This window comes from Roseomonas elaeocarpi, assembly GCF_042433915.1.
Lineage (GTDB): Bacteria > Pseudomonadota > Alphaproteobacteria > Acetobacterales > Acetobacteraceae > Roseomonas > Roseomonas elaeocarpi.
The window spans coordinates 95,192-111,355 of sequence record NZ_JBHLUN010000005.1; the positions used below are offsets into that span (position 1 = coordinate 95,192).

The 16,164-nt window shown below is 72.7% G+C and carries 13 protein-coding genes; 9 read left to right on the forward strand and 4 right to left on the reverse strand.

The genetic code is table 11. The features are described 5' to 3' along the window. Positions 1–56: 56 nt before the first annotated feature. Positions 57–1,097 (reverse strand): 2OG-Fe(II) oxygenase family protein, encoded by a 1,041-nt coding sequence (locus ACFFGY_RS05945; RefSeq protein ID WP_377043510.1) that lies wholly within the window; start codon positions 1,095–1,097, stop codon positions 57–59. Between the two features lie 227 nt (positions 1,098–1,324). On the opposite strand from ACFFGY_RS05945, the gene ACFFGY_RS05950 reads away from it, so the two are divergent. The 8 genes from ACFFGY_RS05950 (at position 1,325) to ACFFGY_RS05985 (ending at position 9,627) form a co-directional block, all read left to right on the forward strand. Then, positions 1,325–2,248 (forward strand): DMT family transporter, encoded by a 924-nt coding sequence (locus ACFFGY_RS05950; protein ID WP_377043511.1) that lies wholly within the window; start codon positions 1,325–1,327, stop codon positions 2,246–2,248. Between the two features lie 44 nt (positions 2,249–2,292). After that, complete coding sequence (locus ACFFGY_RS05955; RefSeq protein ID WP_377043512.1) at positions 2,293–3,900, forward strand: nitrilase-related carbon-nitrogen hydrolase; 1,608 nt, start codon at positions 2,293–2,295, stop codon at positions 3,898–3,900. Next, positions 3,897–4,277, forward strand: a complete 381-nt coding sequence (locus tag ACFFGY_RS05960) for a hypothetical protein (protein WP_377043513.1) — start codon at positions 3,897–3,899, stop codon at positions 4,275–4,277. Before ACFFGY_RS05955 ends, ACFFGY_RS05960 begins: the two co-directional genes overlap by 4 nt. Beyond that, positions 4,274–5,602: a glutamate--tRNA ligase gene (gene gltX / locus ACFFGY_RS05965; RefSeq protein WP_377043514.1), complete on the forward strand. Its 1,329-nt coding sequence runs from the start codon at positions 4,274–4,276 to the stop codon at positions 5,600–5,602. Before ACFFGY_RS05960 ends, gltX begins: the two co-directional genes overlap by 4 nt. Before the next feature lie 12 nt (positions 5,603–5,614). After that, positions 5,615–7,054, forward strand: coding sequence for a cysteine--tRNA ligase (gene cysS, locus ACFFGY_RS05970; RefSeq protein ID WP_377043515.1), 1,440 nt, complete (start codon positions 5,615–5,617; stop codon positions 7,052–7,054). Between the two features lie 123 nt (positions 7,055–7,177). Next, positions 7,178–8,176 carry an SMP-30/gluconolactonase/LRE family protein gene (locus ACFFGY_RS05975; protein WP_377043516.1) on the forward strand — a complete coding sequence of 333 codons (999 nt, stop codon included), beginning with the start codon at positions 7,178–7,180 and terminating at the stop codon, positions 8,174–8,176. A 128-nt stretch (positions 8,177–8,304) separates the two neighbouring features. Then, positions 8,305–8,673 (forward strand): CopM family metallochaperone, encoded by a 369-nt coding sequence (gene copM, locus ACFFGY_RS05980; RefSeq protein WP_377043517.1) that lies wholly within the window; start codon positions 8,305–8,307, stop codon positions 8,671–8,673. 105 nt (positions 8,674–8,778) lie between these two features. Next, positions 8,779–9,627 (forward strand): RNA methyltransferase, encoded by an 849-nt coding sequence (locus tag ACFFGY_RS05985; RefSeq protein WP_377043518.1) that lies wholly within the window; start codon positions 8,779–8,781, stop codon positions 9,625–9,627. Positions 9,628–9,730: 103 nt separating this feature from the next. On the opposite strand, the gene ggt is transcribed toward ACFFGY_RS05985, so the two are convergent. After that, positions 9,731–11,425 (reverse strand): gamma-glutamyltransferase, encoded by a 1,695-nt coding sequence (gene ggt / locus ACFFGY_RS05990; protein WP_377043519.1) that lies wholly within the window; start codon positions 11,423–11,425, stop codon positions 9,731–9,733. Between the two features lie 167 nt (positions 11,426–11,592). Here ggt and ACFFGY_RS05995 point away from each other — a divergent pair, with 167 nt between their 5' ends. Then, positions 11,593–13,947, forward strand: coding sequence for a xanthine dehydrogenase family protein molybdopterin-binding subunit (locus tag ACFFGY_RS05995; RefSeq protein WP_377043520.1), 2,355 nt, complete (start codon positions 11,593–11,595; stop codon positions 13,945–13,947). A 128-nt stretch (positions 13,948–14,075) separates the two neighbouring features. Here ACFFGY_RS05995 and ACFFGY_RS06000 read toward each other — a convergent pair whose 3' ends face one another. Both ACFFGY_RS06000 and ACFFGY_RS06005 read right to left on the reverse strand, forming a co-directional pair. Continuing rightward, positions 14,076–14,372, reverse strand: coding sequence for a hypothetical protein (locus ACFFGY_RS06000; RefSeq protein WP_377043521.1), 297 nt, complete (start codon positions 14,370–14,372; stop codon positions 14,076–14,078). A 144-nt stretch (positions 14,373–14,516) separates the two neighbouring features. Beyond that, on the reverse strand, positions 14,517–16,163 hold the full coding sequence (locus ACFFGY_RS06005) for an ABC transporter permease (protein WP_377043522.1): 1,647 nt from the start codon (positions 16,161–16,163) through the stop codon (positions 14,517–14,519). Position 16,164: the final 1 nt, after the last annotated feature.

Sequence of the window (16,164 nt, forward strand, 5' to 3'; positions counted from 1 at the left end):
TGGGCCGGACAGGCTGGCGCCGGACGCCTTGGCGCCGCCCACCCCGGTCCCGGCGGTCAGCGCAGGGCCATGCCGCCCTCGCCCGCGGCGGTGCGGCTACGGATCAGCGCCTGTTCCGCCTGGGCGCCCTCCGCATCGGTGAAGAAGGTGAAGATCGCGAAGCGCCGGCCGCGCGTGACGGGCTGCGCCTCGTGCAGCAGGTCGCAGCAGAACACCGCGCCGCCGCCCGCTTCGGGCGCGTAGCGGTCCGGGCCGAACTCCGGGAAGCACAGAGTGCCGCCCTCGTAGTCGCTGCCATGGGTGTTGAGGTTGAGGCTGAGCGCGAAGCGGCGATGGCGCGTGAAGGGCGTCCGGTTGTCTCGGTGCGCCCCGAAGGCCCCGGCATCGGCGGCGTCGTAGCAGCCGATGCGCGGCGGCTCGAAGCTCGCGGCGCGGAAGCGGAAGGCGCGCATCATCTCGGGCAGGACACGGCGCTTCAGGCGCTCGGCAAAGGTCTCGTAGAGGGTACGGTCGTCGAGGCCGACATCGGTGCGCCGCTTGATGCCCGAACCGGTGGCGGCGGCACCCTCGGCGCTGGCCACCCGGTCGCGCGTCTTCTCGCCCTTCTGCCAATGGCGCAGCAGCGTCGAGACCAGGGCGGGCTCCAGGATCTCCGGGATGATCAGCACCGGCGCCGGCACCGAGCGCAGCACCGATGGTGCCACGGGCGGCAGGGACTCCAGCGCTTCCTCCAGCGCCTCCGGCCCGTCGCCCACGAAGCCGATCTTGCCGCGCGCGGTCAGCACCGCGCAGCCGCCGCGGCTCAGCCCCAGCATCTGGCTCAGCTGCGACTCCGGGTCGAAGAGGCGGGGCGGGGCGGCGTCGGGGCCGCCATCGGGGGCGGCGGCCAGGATCAGCACCAGCATGGCGCCGTTCTCGCGCGCCCGCGTCTCGGCGGCGGCCAGCGCCGAAGGGTCGGGCAGGGGCGAGAAGACCAGCACCCGGTGCAGGTGCGCGATGGATTGCTGGGACAGGTCCCAGCTCTCGCCCGCCGCGTCCGGCAGGGACAGGGCGGCGACGAAGTCACCGGTGGACAGGCTGGGACGGCTGGCGCTCATGCGCGCCATCTCAGGCACCCGGGGCGTGTGAGGCAAGGGGGGCGGTGTTGCGGCCGCGCCGGACGCCGCGTGGTCATGGACTGAGCGACGGCGTGCTGGGTGAGGCAAAGGGTCCGTGCCGTGTCCGCGCCGGACGCCGCGTGGCGAAAGGCTGAGCGACAGCGTCCCGGGTGGTGCCGGGGTGCGCCGGTGGACAGGCGCGCCCGGGCTGCGCAGTGTGCCGCCCGATGCCTGACCAGACCGTGACCCAGCCCCCGCCCGACGAGGCCGCCGCGCGGGAGCGGCGGATCGGGCTGCTCTGCGCGCTGGGCGTGCTCGTGGCCTGGACGGGCTTCCTCCTGTCCGGACGGCTGGCGACGCGGCAAGCCCTGACCTCCTGGGACATGGCGGCACTGCGCTTCGCTGGCAGTTTCCTGGGCGCCCTGCCGATCGTGCTGCTGCGGGGCTGGCCTCGGCTGCCAGTCCGGCGCGGCCTGGCGTTGGCGGCCTCGGCGGGCCTCGGCTACGCGCTGCCGGTTTATGCCGCCTTCCACTGGGCGCCGACTTCGCATTCCGGGGTGATGCTAATCGGCATGCTGCCCTTCGTCACCGCGGCGCTGGCCGCCGTCGTGCTGGGGGAACGCTGGGGCGCGCGGCGCCTGATCTCGCTGGCGGTGGTGGCCGCGGGCATCGTGCTGCTGGCGGCGGCCACGCTGGGCGATCATCTGGGGGCCTGGATCGGCGACGGGCTCTTCGTGCTCGCGGCGGTGTTCTGGTCCGTCTACACGCTGCTGGTGCGGCACTGGCGGGTGCCGGCGCTGACGGCAGTGCTGTCGGTGGCCCTTTGGCCGGCCTTCTTCTACCTGCCGATCTGGTGGCTGCTGCTGCCGAGCCGCGTGGCGGAGGCCGGGTCCGGCGCCGTCGCGCTGCAGTTCGTGTACCAAGGCTTCGTGGCCGCGCTGCTGGCGAGCTTCCTGTTCACCCGCGCGGTGAACGCGCTGGGCGCCGGCACCGCCACCACGGTCACCGCGCTGGTGCCGGCGCTCGCCACGCTGGCGGCCTGGCCCCTCCTGGGGGAGCCGCCGGGGCTGGCCGGCCTCGCCGGGGTGGCGCTGGTGTCGGCGGGGATCCTGTTCGGGGTGCTGGGCAGCTTCGGCGCCGCCCGGCGCTGAGGCCGCGAATTCCGGCCGGCGGCGGAGTGTTCTAAACCCGTCCCATGGTTGTTGCCCGCAGGCTCCGCATCGCGGTGGCGCAGTTCGATCCGCACCTGGGCGCCATCGAGGCGAACACCGACAGGCTCCTGACCCTGCATGCCGAGGCCACGGCGGCTGGGGCGGATCTGCTGCTGACACCGGCGCTGTCGGTCACGGGCTTTCCGCCCGAGCCGCTGCTGTGCCGGCCCGATCTGCTACGGCGGCGCGAGGCCGCGCTGGAGCGGCTCGCCGCCGCCACCGCGGGCGGGCGCCCGGGGATCGTGGCGGGCGCCCCCTGGCGCGACGCGCCGGCCGGGTCGGCGCGGTCCGCGGGAAGCCCTGTTCGGGGGGATGCTCCCGGCGGAACCGGCCGCGATCGTGACGGATCGGGCTCGCTCGTCGGGTCAGTCTTCGATGCCGCCTTCCTGCTGGATGGCGGGGAGGTCCGGGGGCGACGGCTGCGCCACGAATTCCCGCCCGCCGCCCTGACCGACGAGCGCCGCTTTCTCGTCGCCGGCCCCGCCCCGGGGCCGTTGAGCTTCCGGGGCATCCGGCTCGGCCTGATGGTGGGTGCCGACGCAGCTTCGGTGGCCGTGGCGGAAACCCTGGCTGAGAGCGGGGCGGAGATCCTGCTGGGGATGGAAGCACGCCCCTTCCTCGGCCGCGCCGCGACCGAGCGGCGGATCGACGAGGCGGTGCCGCCGGTGGTGGAAAGCGGGTTGCCGATGCTCGTGGCGGCCGGGGTGGGCGGGCAAGACGGGCTGGTTTTCGCCGGCGGCTCCTTCGCGCTGGACGCGGACCGGGCGCTGCGCTGGCGCCTGCCGCTGCTGCGCGAGGCGCTGGGGATCACCGACTGGGTGGAGGAGGGTTCGGGCTGGCGCGTCCTGCCGCATCCGCTGCCGTCCCTGCCGGCTGAGGAAGCGCTGTGGTGGGAGGCGACGGGAACCGCGCTTCTCGGCCACCTCCGCAAGAACGGCTTCCGCGGCGTGCTGCTGCCGCTCTCGGATCGGCCGGCCGACCTGCTGCTGCTGCTCCGTGCGGTCGAGGCGCTCGGGGCGGAGGCGGTGGCGGCGCTGCGCTTCGCCCCGCCCGCGGCGCCGGAGAACCGGGGCGAGGCGATGGCGCGGGGGCTAGGCATCGCGGTGCGGCGGCGCCATGCCGGGTTGCCGGGCCTCGATCCCGCGGCGCTGGAGGCGCTCGTGCTGGAGGGCGAAGCCGGGGCGGAAGGGCGGCTCCTGCTTACCGGGCGCAGCAAGACCGACCTGGCGCTGGGCACCGGGCCGGCGGCGGGCGGCTTCGACCTGCTGGCGGACCTGCTCGACGCGGATCTGCGGGCGCTGGTCCGCTGGCGCGACCCCGAGGGGACGCTGGTGCCGGAGACGAGCCTCGCCACGCTGGTGCCGGATGCAACCGACCGGCGGCTGCGGGCGATGATCGAGGGCGGGGCAGGGGTGGACGCGCCGGCGCGGGACGGGCATGAGGCGGCGGAAGTGCAACGGCTCTGGCGCGCGCTGGACCGGGGCGCCTACAAGCGCCGCACGGCGCCGCCGGGGCTGAAACTCGGTCCGCATGCTTTCGGGCACGACTGGCGTTCCCCCATCACCAACGGATCCACGACCGCTTTCCCATGAGCGACCTTTTCTCCCCCGAGGGCGGCTACGCCGTCCGCATCCGCGACCTGTCGGGCGGCAACGGCGCCGAACCGGTCGAGACCGTGCGCGGCTTCGAAAGCCTGACCCACGCCAACGCCTTCGCGCGCCGCTACGTGCGGGATTCGGTGGAACGCTGCCGCTCCCCCGGCATGTCGGCCGACGACGTTCTGGCCGCCTGGTTCGCCTTCGGCGAGGATGCGGATGTGCTGGGCGCCGGCGGCGAGGGCTGGACCAGCGGCGCCGAGGTGCGGTCCTTCAGTGAGCGTCGCCCCACGGATGCCGAGGAGCGCAACTGGCGCGCCCTCGACCCGCGCCGCATCAACGCCGAGGATGACGAGGAGGACGGCGAGGCATGAAGGTCCGCTTCGCACCCAGCCCCACGGGCTACATCCACGTCGGCAATGCCCGCGCCGCGCTCGCCAACTGGCTGGTGGCGCGCAAGGCGGGCGGCCGCTTCGTGCTGCGCCTCGACGACACCGACACCGCGCGTTCCAAGCCGGAATACGCCCGCGCCATCGAGGAGGACCTGCGCTGGCTGGGCCTCGACTGGGACCAGTCCTTCCGGCAGTCCGACCGCACCGCGAACTACGCCGCGGCCGCCGAGAAGCTGAAGGCCCAGGGGCGGCTCTATCCTTGCCTCGAGAGCGAGGAGGAGCTGGAGTTCAAGCGCGAGCAGCGCCGCCGGCAGAACAAGCCGCCGGTCTATGACCGCGCCGCGCTGAAGATGACGGCGGAGCAGCTGGCCAAGGCGGAAGCGAACGGAAAGCAGCCCTACTGGCGCTTCAAGCTGTCCAACGGCGAGGTCAGCTGGAAGGATGGCGTGCTGGGCGACCGGCGGGTGAAGCTGCCCGCCATCTCCGACCCCGTGCTGGTGCGCGCCGACGGGACCTTCCTTTACACCTTCACCTCGGTGGTGGACGACATCGAGACCGGGGTGACCGACATCATCCGGGGCGAGGACCACGTCACCAACACCGGCATCCAGCTCGACATCATGGCGGCGCTGGGCTTGCGGCGGGAGATGCGCTTCGCCCACCTGCCGCTGCTGGTGGATGCCGAAGGCTCGCCGCTGAGCAAGCGGCTCAACAGCGTGTCGCTGCGCCAGTTCCGGCGCGACGGGATCGAGCCGGCGGCGCTGGCGGGCTACCTCGCCACCCTGGGCACCTCCACCGACCCGGTGCCGGCCATGCCGGCCGATCTGGTCCAGGTGTGGGACATGGGGCGCGTGTCGCGCTCCGCCGCGCGCTTCGACCCGCGCCAGATGATGGCGCTGAACCGCAAGTACCTGCACGGGCTGGACTTCGCCGCGGTGCGCGAGCGCCTGCCTTCGGGTGCCACGGAGCGCTTCTGGCTGGCGGTGCGCGGCAACCTCGATACCCTGGCCGAGGCGCAGGATTGGCTGGATATCGCCGAAGGCGATGTTGTACCACCGGTTCAGGCGGAGGAGGCGGCGTTCCTGCGAGACGCCATTGCCACCCTGCCGGAGGAGCCCTGGGGCGATGACACCTGGTCGCGATGGACGGCGGCGCTGGCGGAGCGGACGGGGCGCAAGGGCCGCGTGCTGTTCTGGCCGCTGCGCCGGGCGCTGACCGGCGAGGAACACGGGCCCGACCTCAAGGCCCTTCTGCCGCTGATCGGGCGCGAGCGCGCCCTGACGCGGCTCACCGCCTCTGCGGGTTGAGTTTCGAGAACGATGCAGATCCAGCTTCACGACAGCGCCCGCCGGCGCAAGGTCGAGTTCACGCCGATCGACCCGGACAACGTGCGCGTCTACGTTTGCGGCCCCACGGTCTATGACCTGGCGCACCTGGGCAACGCGCGTCCGGTGGTGGTGTTCGACGTGCTGACCCGCTACCTGCGCCGCGTGTTTCCGCGCGTGACCTACGCCCGCAACATCACGGACGTGGACGACAAGATCAACGCGCGCTCCCGCGAAACGGGAGAGCCGATCTCGGCGATCACCGCGCGCACGGCCGCGGATTTCCACGCCGACATGGCGGCGCTGAACTGCCTGCCGCCCGACCACGAGCCGCGCGCCACCGAGACGATCCCGGAGATGATCGCGATCATCGAGCGGCTGATCGCCAACGACTACGCCTACGTGGCGGAAGGGCACGTGCTCTTCGCCGTGTCCGCTTTCGCCGAGTACGGCAGGCTGTCGGGCCGCGATCCGGAGGAGATGCTGGCCGGCGCCCGCGTCGAGGTCGCGCCCTACAAGCGCAACCCGGGCGACTTCGTGCTGTGGAAGCCCTCCGACAGCGAGACGCCGGGCTGGGACAGTCCCTGGGGCCGTGGGCGGCCGGGCTGGCACATCGAGTGCTCCGCCATGTCGTGGAAGTTCCTGGGCGAGGAGTTCGACATCCACGGCGGCGGGCAGGACCTGCTGTTCCCGCACCACGAGAACGAGCTGGCGCAGAGCTGCTGCGCCTTTCCCGGCAGCCATTTCGCGCATTTCTGGATGCACAACGGCATGCTGCGCGTGAACGGCGAGAAGATGTCGAAGTCGCTCGGCAACTTCCTGACCGTGCGCGACATCCTCGCGCACGGTGCCTGGGCGGGCGAGGCCTTCCGGCTGGTGCTGCTGCGCACGCATTACCGCTCCGAGATTGACCACTCGCAGGAACGGCTGGAAGAGGCGCGGGCCGAGCTCGACGACTTCTACGCGCTGTTGGCGCGGGTGCCGGCGGGGGCGCCGCTCGACGACCTGGACGAGGTGAAGTCGCTGGCCGACTGGGCGCTGGAGCCGCTGGCCGACGACCTGAACACGCCGCTGGCGCTGGCCCGGCTGCGCGACCTGCGCACGCTGGCCAATATCGGTGCCGTCGGCGGTTCCGCCACCGTGGTGCTGGGGCGGATGGGGCGCGCTGAGGCGCCTTCCGCCGCCGTGGCCGCGGCGGCGCTGCGCGAGGCCGCGGGCGTGCTCGGGCTGCTCTCCGCCGATCCGGTGGCCTGGCGCCATGGCGGCGACGGCGGCGTGGACGACACGGCCGAGATCGAGGCCGCCATCGCCGCGCGCCTTGCCGCCCGCAAGGCGCGCAACTGGGCCGAGGCCGACCGCATCCGCGACGAGCTGACGATGCGCGGCGTGGTGCTGGAGGATGGCGCCGGCGGCACGACCTGGCGCCGGTCCTGAGGCGTCAGCCGGCGCGGTGCGTCGGGTAGCGGACCGGGCGGTTTCGGGGACAACTCCCCGCCGCTGCGGCGTTTACGTCGGCAGGGCAGCCGGTGCTGCCCGACCGACCGACCGGAGACGCCGATGCCCCTCGATCGCAGACACCTTCTCGGAACGGCGCTGGGTTCCGGCCTGTTCTACAGCACCGCCTCGGCGCAGGGATCGTCCCCATCCTCGCTGCAGCCGCGGATCGAGGATGAGCGGCTGCGCGCCCTGCTGCGGCCCGACGCGCGCCTGCTGGTGCTGGCCGAGGGTCTGAAATGGGCGGAAGGGCCGGTCTGGGTTCCCGGGCAGGGCCTCGTGTTCAGCGACGTTCGGGCCGACGCCGAGATGCTCTGGCAGCCCTCCGGGGTGCGGGTGCGGCGATCGCCCGCGGCGCACAGCAACGGCCATGCCCTGACGCCCGATGGCCGGGTCGTGTTGGCCGAGCACGGCACGCGCTGCATCAGCCGCACCGAGGCCGACGGCAGCAACCGCGCCGTGCTGGTGGAGCGCTACGAGGGCAAGCGGCTGAACTCGCCCAACGACCTGACGGTGAAGCGCGACGGCACGATCTGGTTCACCGACCCGGTCTATGGCCTGACCCAGGTGGAAGAAAGCTATGGCAACGCGCTCGAGCTCGCGCATAGCTACGTGTACCGCTTCGACCCGGTGACCGAGGCGCTGGAGGTCGTGAGTGGCGATTTCATCCAGCCCAACGGCATCGCCTTCTCGCCGGACGAGAGCGTGCTCTACGTGTCCGAGAGTGCCGGCGGCGACGGGCCGGGGCCGCTCGGCGTCTTCGCCCATACGGTCGGTTCGGACGGCAAGCTGCGGGACCGCCGCTTCCTGTTCAAGGCCGAGCACGGGATGGTGGACGGGTTCCGCGTGGACCGTGACGGCAATCTCTGGTGCTCCTCCGGCGTCGGGATCGAGGTGCGGGCGCCTGACGGCAAGCGGCTGGGCCTCATCCCCGTGGGCGAGGGCAAGCAAGGGCTGGTCGGCAATCTCGCCTTCGGCGGCGAGGATGGGTCGCGCCTGTTCATCTGCGCGAGCACGCGGCTGCTGGCGCTGGACACCGCGACCCGCGGCGCGGCGGGCTGAACCTGCGCCTCGCGCTGGGTTGAGCGCCGTTCCGCGCGCCGGCGGACAGGGGCTGCGGGAAGCCTCTTGCCTTCCCTGCGCGGGAAGGATGCCACATCCCGGAAGCTTGGTTCCGGGAGAGATGCGCCATGAAACCCTCGACGCTGATGCTGGGCGGCCTGCTGCTGGCTGCGCCGGCGCTGGCGCAGCACGCCGACCACGGCACGATGGAGCCGATGGGAAGCGCGCCCGCGCCGGCCGGCGAGGCCCCGAGCACCCGCGCCTATCGCGAGGCGGCGGCCGAGATGCACGGGATGATGGAGATGCCCTATACCGGCGACCCGGATAAGGACTTCATCGCTGGCATGATCCCGCACCACCGCGCGGCGGTGAAGATGGCGCGGGTCGCCCTGCAATACGGCAAGGACCCGGAGGTCCGGCGCCTGGCGCAGGAGGTCATCGCCGCCCAGGAACGCGAAATCGCGGAGATGGAGCGTATTCGCCAGCGCCTGCCCTGATCCCTCGATCTCCTCTTGCTTCGTGGGCGGCGCGGACGCATGGACGCGCGCCAACCGTCACCGCCGCCGGATGACGGGGGCGACTGCGTGAACGAGGTACGAGAGATGACGGGACGAGACGGCGGCGCCGATCTGCAACCCTTGCCGGGCGAAACGCCGATCGTGGTGCTGGTGCGGCCGCAGCTGGCCGAGAACATCGGCGCCGTGGCGCGGGCCATGGCCAATGGCGGGCTGTTCCACCTCCGCCTCGTGGCGCCGCGCGACGGCTGGCCGCAGGAGCGCGCCTGGATCGCCTCCTCCGGCGCCGCGCGCATCCTCGACGCCGCCACGATCCACCCGACCGTGGCGGATGCGGTGGCCGACTGCCAGCGCGTCTTCGCGACCTGCCCGCGGCCGCGGCACATCGTGGTGCCGCTGCGCACCGCCCGCGCCGCCGCCGAGGACCTCCATGAGATCAACGGCCGTGGCCTGCGGGCCGCCGTGCTGTTCGGGCCGGAGCGCGCGGGCCTCGACAACGAGGATATGGCCCATGCCGACACGCTGGTGCGCTATCCGCTGAACCCGGCGCACATGTCGCTGAACCTGGGCCAGGCGGTCATGGTGCTGGCTTACGAGTGGTGGACGGCGCGCGAGGAAACGCCGCCGCGCTCACTGATGACCAACGAGACGCACGTCGCCACGAAGCGGGAGCTGGAGATTTTTCTTGATCGCCTGACCGGGGAGCTCGACGCGGCGGGCTTCCTGGACAACCACCAGAAGCGGCCGGTGATGGTGCGCAATCTCCGCCACTGGTTTCAGCGCGGCGAGGTGACGGAGCAGGAGCTGCGCACCCTGCACGGCGTGGTGACGGAGCTGTCGCGCGGCCGGATGCGCCGGGGGCGGCCCGATCCGGAGGAAGCCGGGGAGGTGCCGTCCGGCGCGGCGGGCGACGAGGCTTCCGCCCGGGCCGAGTAGTTCCGCCGGCGGAAAGCCATTGCGTCGGGCGGCCCTTTACCGCCGGCGCCGGCCCGGGTGGGACGGGCGCAGTCCCCTTCCACCCGGCCCCCGGGATCGCGGCTCAGCGGCGCGCCTGTTCCAGCACGAAGCGCACGCCCGGCCGCGCCAGGCCGCCGGCCATGCCCATCGGTGTGCCGTCGGCGCGCCAGCAGGCGGCGCCGGTCAGCGTGCTGCCCTCGAAGCTGACGGCGTTCATGCCGCCGCCCACGGTGGGAACCGTCGCCACGCGGTGGCCCATGGCTTCCAGCGCCTCGCGCACTTCGGCCGGGACGCCACCCTCGACCTCCAGCGCCAGCCCCTGCGTCCAGATGCGCGGGGCTTCCACGGCCTCCTGCAGGGTCATGCCGTGGTCGATCATGTTGATCACCGCCTGCATGGCGGAGCCGAAAATCTTCAGGCCGCCGGGCAGCCCCAGCGCGAACCAGGGCGCGCCGTCGCGCAGCACGATCGTCGGCATCATCGAGGTGGTGACCCGCTTGCCCGGCGCCACCGACAGGGCGCGGCCCGGATGCGGGTCGAAGTTGGACATGTAGTTGTTGGGCGTCAGCCCGAGGCCCGGGATGCGGACCCGGGCACCAAACAGCCCGTTGATGGTCTGCGTCATGGTCACCACGATCCCCGAGGCGTCGGCGGTGGTGACGTGGGTGGTGTCGTTGCTCTCGTAGGGCAGGGGCGCCACGCCCGGCGCCCAGTCGCGTGCCCGGGCAGGGTCGAGCTCGGCCCGGCGCTCGGCGGCATAGGCCTTCGAGGTCAGCCGTTCCACCGGGATTCGGAGAAAGGCCGGGTCGGCCGTGACCATGGCGCGGTCGGCGAAGGCGAGCTTCAGCGCCTCGGCGATCAGGTGCAGCGTGGCGGGCGTGCCGGAGCCCGAGGCGCCGAGGGCGAAGCCTTCCAGCAGGTTCAGCATCTGCGCCACGTGCATCCCGCCGGCGGAAGGCGCGGGCGGGCCGATGACCTCGTGACCGCGATAGGAGGCGCGGATCGGCTCGCGCTCCACCGGATGGGTCGCCGTGAAGTCCGCCATGGCAAGGACGCCGCCGTTTTGGGCGAACCAGTCGCAGGCGAGTCGCCCCAGCGCGCCGCCGTACAGGGCATCCGGCCCTTCCGCGGCGATCGTGCGCAGGGTTTCGGCGGTGTCGCCCTGCACCAGCCGCGCCCCGGCCGCGAGCGGTGTGCCGCCGGGCAGGAAGACGCGCGCCATCTCGGGATCACGCCCCAGGTCACCCGCCGCGTCGGCGATGCAGTCGGCGAGGTAGGTCGTGACCGTGAAGCCCTTTTCCGCGTGGCGGATGGCGGGCGCCATCACGTCGCGCAGCGGCAGCGTGCCGTAGCGGGCGAGGATGTCGCACCAAGCCCGCAACGCGGCCGGCGAGGCCACCGCCAGTGCGCCGATCTCGTTGGCGCGCCCTTCCGCCAGCAGACGCCGCGCGGGCTCATCCGAAATGGGCGTGTACATGGTGGGCGAGCCGCCGAGCGGGGCCGCGGAAAGACCATCCACGATCACGTGCCGGCCATCGGGCGTGCGGATATGGGCAAGACCGCCGCCCAGCAGCCCCACCATCATCGGCTCCACCACCGAGAGGGTGAAGAAGGTGGCGATCGCGGCGTCCACGGCATTGCCGCCGGCGGCCAGCATCTCGGCCCCGGCGGCGGAGCCGAGCGGGTGGTTGCTCACCACCATGCCGCGGCTCGCGGTGGCGGGGGCCTTCTGCGTGGTGAAGGGGGCGCCCGCCCGTGCACGCCAATCGCGATCCATCACTTTTCCCCGGAGCCGTTCGGGCGCAACATCCTCCGCAACGGCGGTCCCGCCAAGCCTGGGTGCTCGCATCCGGGTGGCGGAGGCCGAAGGTCGTTCCGGTTGGCAACGCGCCGGACCGACCCACCTGACCCCGAAGCCGACCTGCTGCCGGAGAGCCTCGTCCCATGCCCGATACCAACCTTGCCGACCCGACACGCATGCGCTTCGCCGTGGGCCAGCCGGTCGCCCGGCGCGAGGACCCCGTGCTGCTGCGGGGCGAGGGTCAGTACACCGATGACCTTCAGGTGGCGGGCCAGGTCCATGCCTGGATCGTCCGCTCGCCCTACGCCCACGGCGTCATCCGCGGCATCGACACGGCCGCGGCGCGCGAGATGCCGGGCGTGCTGGGCGTCTACACCGCGGCCGATCTCGGCGCCTACGGCGTGATCCGCTGCGCCATGCCGCTGAAGAACCGCGATGGCAGCCCGCTGAAGTCCACGGAGCGTCAGGCGCTCGCGGCCGACAAGGTGCGCTTCGTGGGCGACCCGGTGGCCTTCGTGGTGGCCGAAACCTCGGCGCAGGCCCGCGACGCGGCGGAAGCGGTGGAGCTGGACGTGGAGCCGCTCGATGCCGTGACCGAGGCTTCGGATGCGGTGAAGCCCGATGCTCCGCAGCTCTACGACTCGGTGCCCGGCAACGTGGTGCTCGACTGGCACCACGGCGATGCGGAGAAGGTGGCGGCCGCCTTCGCCACCGCCGCGCACCGCGTGAAGCTGCCGATCCGCAACAACCGCGTCGTGGTGGCAGCGATGGAACCGCGCTCCGCCATCGCGGAATACGACGTGGCGGAAGGCCGCTTCACCTTCCACACCTGCTCGCAGGGCGTGTTCGGCTTCCGCCGCGGCCTGGCCGAGGACATCCTGAAGATGCCGGTGGACAAGGTGCGGGTGCTGACCGGCAATGTCGGCGGCTCCTTCGGCATGAAGGGCAACATCTCGCCCGAGCACGTCTGCATCCTGCATGCCTCGCGTGAGCTCGGCCGCCCGGTGAAGTGGACCGACGAGCGCTCCGCCTCCTTCGTGGCCGACTGCCAGGGGCGCGACCACGAAACGGTGGCGGAGCTGGCGCTGGACGCGGAAGGCCACTTCCTGGCCGTGCGGCTGACCTCGCTTGCCAACATGGGTGCCTACCTGACGGCGGTGGGGCCGCTGATGGGCACCATGGGCTTCGTGAAGAACATCCAGTCGAACTACGCCACGCCGCTGATCGAGGTGGACACCAAGTCGGTGTTCACCAACATCACCCCGACCGCCGCTTATCGCGGCGCCGGGCGGCCCGAGGGCAACTATTACATGGAGCGGCTGATCGAGGCCGCGGCCCGCCAGATGGGCGTCGACCCGCTGGAGCTGCGCCGGCGCAACCACATCCGCCCCGAGCAGATGCCCTACACCGCGGCCTCCGGCTCGACCTATGACGGCGGCGAGTTCTCGGCGCTGCTGGACGAGGCGGTGCGCCGGGCTGACTGGGAGGGCTTCGAGGCCCGCCGCGCCGATAGCGAGTCGCGCGGACTGCTGCGCGGACGTGGGGTGGGCAACTACCTCGAATGCACCGCGCCCGTGGGCAAGGAGATGGGTGGCATCCGCTTCGACGAGGATGGCGGCGTCACCATCGTCACCGGCACGCTGGACTACGGCCAGGGCCACTGGTCGCCCTTCGCGCAGCTGCTGAGCTCGCGCCTCGGCGTGCCCTTCGACAAAATCCGGCTGCTGCAGGGCGATTCCGACCAGCTCGTCTTCGGCGGCGGCACCGGCGGCTCGCGCTCCATGATGTGTTCCGGCACCGCGATCATCGAGGCCTCCGACCTCGTGATCGAGAAGGGGCGCGAGGCGGCCTCGCACATCCTGGAAGCGGCCGCGGCCGATATCGAGTTCGACGCCGAGGAAGGGCGCTTCACCATCGCCGGCACCGATCGCGGCCTGGGCATCCTGGAGCTGGCCTCCCGGATGCGCACGGCGCCCGAGCTGCCGGAGGAGATGCGCTCGCTCGACGTGACGCACGTCACCGGGGAAAAGCCGATGGCCTTCCCCAATGGCTGCCACATCGCCGAGGTGGAGGTCGATCCTGAGACCGGCCAGGTCCAGCTGGTGCGCTACCTCGCGGTCAGCGACTTCGGCGTCGAGGTGAACCCGATGATGGTGCAGGGCCAGATCCACGGCGGCATCGCCCAGGGCATGGGCCAGGCGCTGATGGAGCGGGTGAGCTACGACGAGGGCGGCCAGATCCTGTCGGCCTCGTTCATGGACTACGCCCTGCCGCGCGCCGAGGACCTGCCCGCCATCGTCACGGCCTCGCGCCCGGTGCCGGCGCGCACCAATCCGGTGGGGGCCAAGGGCTGCGGCGAGGCGGGCTGCGCAGGATCGCTGCCGGCGGTGATGAACGCGCTGAACGACGCGCTGGGCCATGCGGGTGCCGCGACGGTGGAGATGCCGGCGACGCCCGAGAAGGTCTGGATGGCGCTGCAGGGCGCGAAGCGGGGCTGAAGCCCGCCGGGGGAAGGTGGCTCAAACCATCTTCCCCGCCGCTGCCGGGTCTGGCAGCGGCTCAGGCCAGGAACACCGGGCGTCCTGGCCGGAAGCGCCGTCCCGATGGGACGGCGTCGGTCCTCAGCTCAGCGGCTGGAACGGCTGCGCGCGGCCGGACGGCTGCTGCGCGTGGTGGTGGCAGGCTTGCTCGGCGTCGCGGCGGCCGGCGTCGCGGCAGGCGGCTCGGCGTCCACGGGCGGCAGGCCGTTCTTGGTGTCGAGCTGTTCCTGCGCGCACTTCTCGATGGCGTAGGTGGTGTGCCAGCGCTCCTTGCAGGCCGGGCGATAGGCCTCGAGCGGGTCGACCGGCGCGGGGGGCGCGGGCGGCTTGGGAGTGGCGCAGCCGGCCAGCGCAACCAGCAGCGCGAACGCGATCTTCTTCATCGACATCTCGTCAGGAAACTCGGAGCCACCTCATAATCCGTCTCAAGGCAAGGCGGCAATCCGCTGCATTCGCTTCAATCCACGATTGATCGAAGCCGTGGGGGCCGGGACACGCTTTCCGCGAAACACCGCGCGGGCCCGCCATCATGGATACCAGGGGAGGGTTCCTTGCGGCAGCCGCTTGCCCAGCACGCTGGCCAGCGCCATCAGCCCGCCCACGAGCAGCAGCGCCACCAGCGACACGGCCGCCGCCTGCGGTCCCTCGCCGCCGTCCTGGAGGTTGAACACCAGCACCCCGAGCGTCTGCGTGCCGGGCCCGTGCAGCAGGGTGGACATGGTGACCTCGTTCACCGCCTGCAGCGCAACCAGGATGGCGCCGGCGGCCAGGCCGGGCGCCAAGGGCGGCAGGTGTACCTCTCGCAGGCGCTGCCAGAGGCTGGCGCCCAGCCCGCGCGCCGCGTCGTCGAGCGAAGGGTCCAGCCGCGCCGCCGCGGCGGCCACGGGCCGCAGCGCCATAGCCTGGAACCGCGCGAGGTAGGCGAACAGGATCAGCCCGATCGTGCCGTAGCTCCAGGCGCCCAGCGGGGTCGAGAGCGCCAGCAGCAGCACCGCCACGGCCGTGCAGGCACCCGGCAGGGCGTAGGAGAAGTCCACGCTGGCCGCCCCGAGCCGCACCGCGCGCCCGCGCAGGGCCAGCGCCACCGGCAGCGACGCCGCGGCCAGCGCCAGCGCCGCCCCGGCCGAGAGCAGGAGGGAGTTCCGCAGCGCCGCCAGCGTTTGCGAGCCAGGCGCGAAGGCGGCGCGCCAGTGCTGCGCCGTGGCGCTGTTGCCCGAAATCGGCACGCCCAGCGCCGGCACGAGCGAGGAGGCCAGCAGCGACAGCAGCGGCACCAGCAGGACGATGGCCAGCGCGAGCCAGAGCAGCGCTGCCAGTGCTCGCGCCAGACCACCTGCGGGGAGCGGGGCAAAGGGGCGGCCACTGGGCAGCGGCAGGGCGCGGGTCGCCAGGCGCTGCGCCACGAGGCCCGGCACCGCCAGTGCCGCCAGCAGCAGCGACAGCGAGGCCGCGGTGGCGAGGCCGGAGGCCCCGGCGCCGGACAGGCGCTGCCACACCAGGATCGGCAGCGTCACCCAGCGGGCGGGAATGCCCAGGAGGGCCGCGATGCCGAAGTTGCCCAGTGCCGAGATCCAGGCCAGGCCCGCCCCGGCGAGAACGCCCGGCAGCAGCAGCGGCCAGACGACCTCCCGCAGCGCCCGGTGCGGCGAACTGCCGAGGCTGCGGGCCGCGGCTATGCTTTCGCCGGGAACCCGCCGGAGCACGGCGGAGATGGCCAGCAGCACCAGCGGCGCGCCCTGCAGCCCGAGCAGGGCGATCATCCCGGCCGGGCCGTAGAGCGGGTTGGGCGTTCCCAGCGGCGGTGCGAGGTCGAGCGCCAGCAGCAGCGGCGAGGAAGGCCCGGTGGCCTGCGAGGCCGCGAGCGCCAGGACCTGCGGCGGGATCAGCGCGGGCAGGATGCACAGGAACAGCAGGGCCCGGCGCCCCGGCACGGCGTGGAGCAGCAGCAGCGAGCACAGCGCCATGCCGAGCACCACCGCGACCGCGCAGGCGCCCGCGGAGACCATCAGCGTCCGGCCCGTGGCGCGCCACACGGCCGCGTCGCCCGGCAGCAGGCTGACGGCCGGTCCGGACACCTCGGCCAGCAGGCGCAGCAGGGGCGCCGCGCCGATCAGCAGCAGCCAGGCGAGGGCGAAGATCGCCAGCCCCCGTGGGGGCGACGCGGCCAGGTTCAAC

Bases quoted from the DNA above. Each gene is read 5' to 3' on its own strand.
- ACFFGY_RS05955 (WP_377043512.1), top strand. From the start codon at position 2,293: ATGGTTGTTGCCCGCAGGCTCCGCATCGCGGTGGCGCAGTTCGATCCG.
- ACFFGY_RS05960 (WP_377043513.1), top strand. From the start codon at position 3,897: ATGAGCGACCTTTTCTCCCCCGAGGGCGGCTACGCCGTCCGCATCCGC.
- ACFFGY_RS05985 (WP_377043518.1), top strand. From the start codon at position 8,779: ATGACGGGACGAGACGGCGGCGCCGATCTGCAACCCTTGCCGGGCGAA.
- ACFFGY_RS05950 (WP_377043511.1), top strand. From the start codon at position 1,325: ATGCCTGACCAGACCGTGACCCAGCCCCCGCCCGACGAGGCCGCCGCG.
- ACFFGY_RS05975 (WP_377043516.1), top strand. From the start codon at position 7,178: ATGCCCCTCGATCGCAGACACCTTCTCGGAACGGCGCTGGGTTCCGGC.
- ACFFGY_RS05945 (WP_377043510.1), bottom strand. From the start codon at position 1,097: ATGAGCGCCAGCCGTCCCAGCCTGTCCACCGGTGACTTCGTCGCCGCC.
- cysS (WP_377043515.1), top strand. From the start codon at position 5,615: ATGCAGATCCAGCTTCACGACAGCGCCCGCCGGCGCAAGGTCGAGTTC.
- ACFFGY_RS05995 (WP_377043520.1), top strand. From the start codon at position 11,593: ATGCCCGATACCAACCTTGCCGACCCGACACGCATGCGCTTCGCCGTG.
- ACFFGY_RS06000 (WP_377043521.1), bottom strand. From the start codon at position 14,372: ATGAAGAAGATCGCGTTCGCGCTGCTGGTTGCGCTGGCCGGCTGCGCC.
- copM (WP_377043517.1), top strand. From the start codon at position 8,305: ATGAAACCCTCGACGCTGATGCTGGGCGGCCTGCTGCTGGCTGCGCCG.
- ggt (WP_377043519.1), bottom strand. From the start codon at position 11,425: ATGGATCGCGATTGGCGTGCACGGGCGGGCGCCCCCTTCACCACGCAG.
- gltX (WP_377043514.1), top strand. From the start codon at position 4,274: ATGAAGGTCCGCTTCGCACCCAGCCCCACGGGCTACATCCACGTCGGC.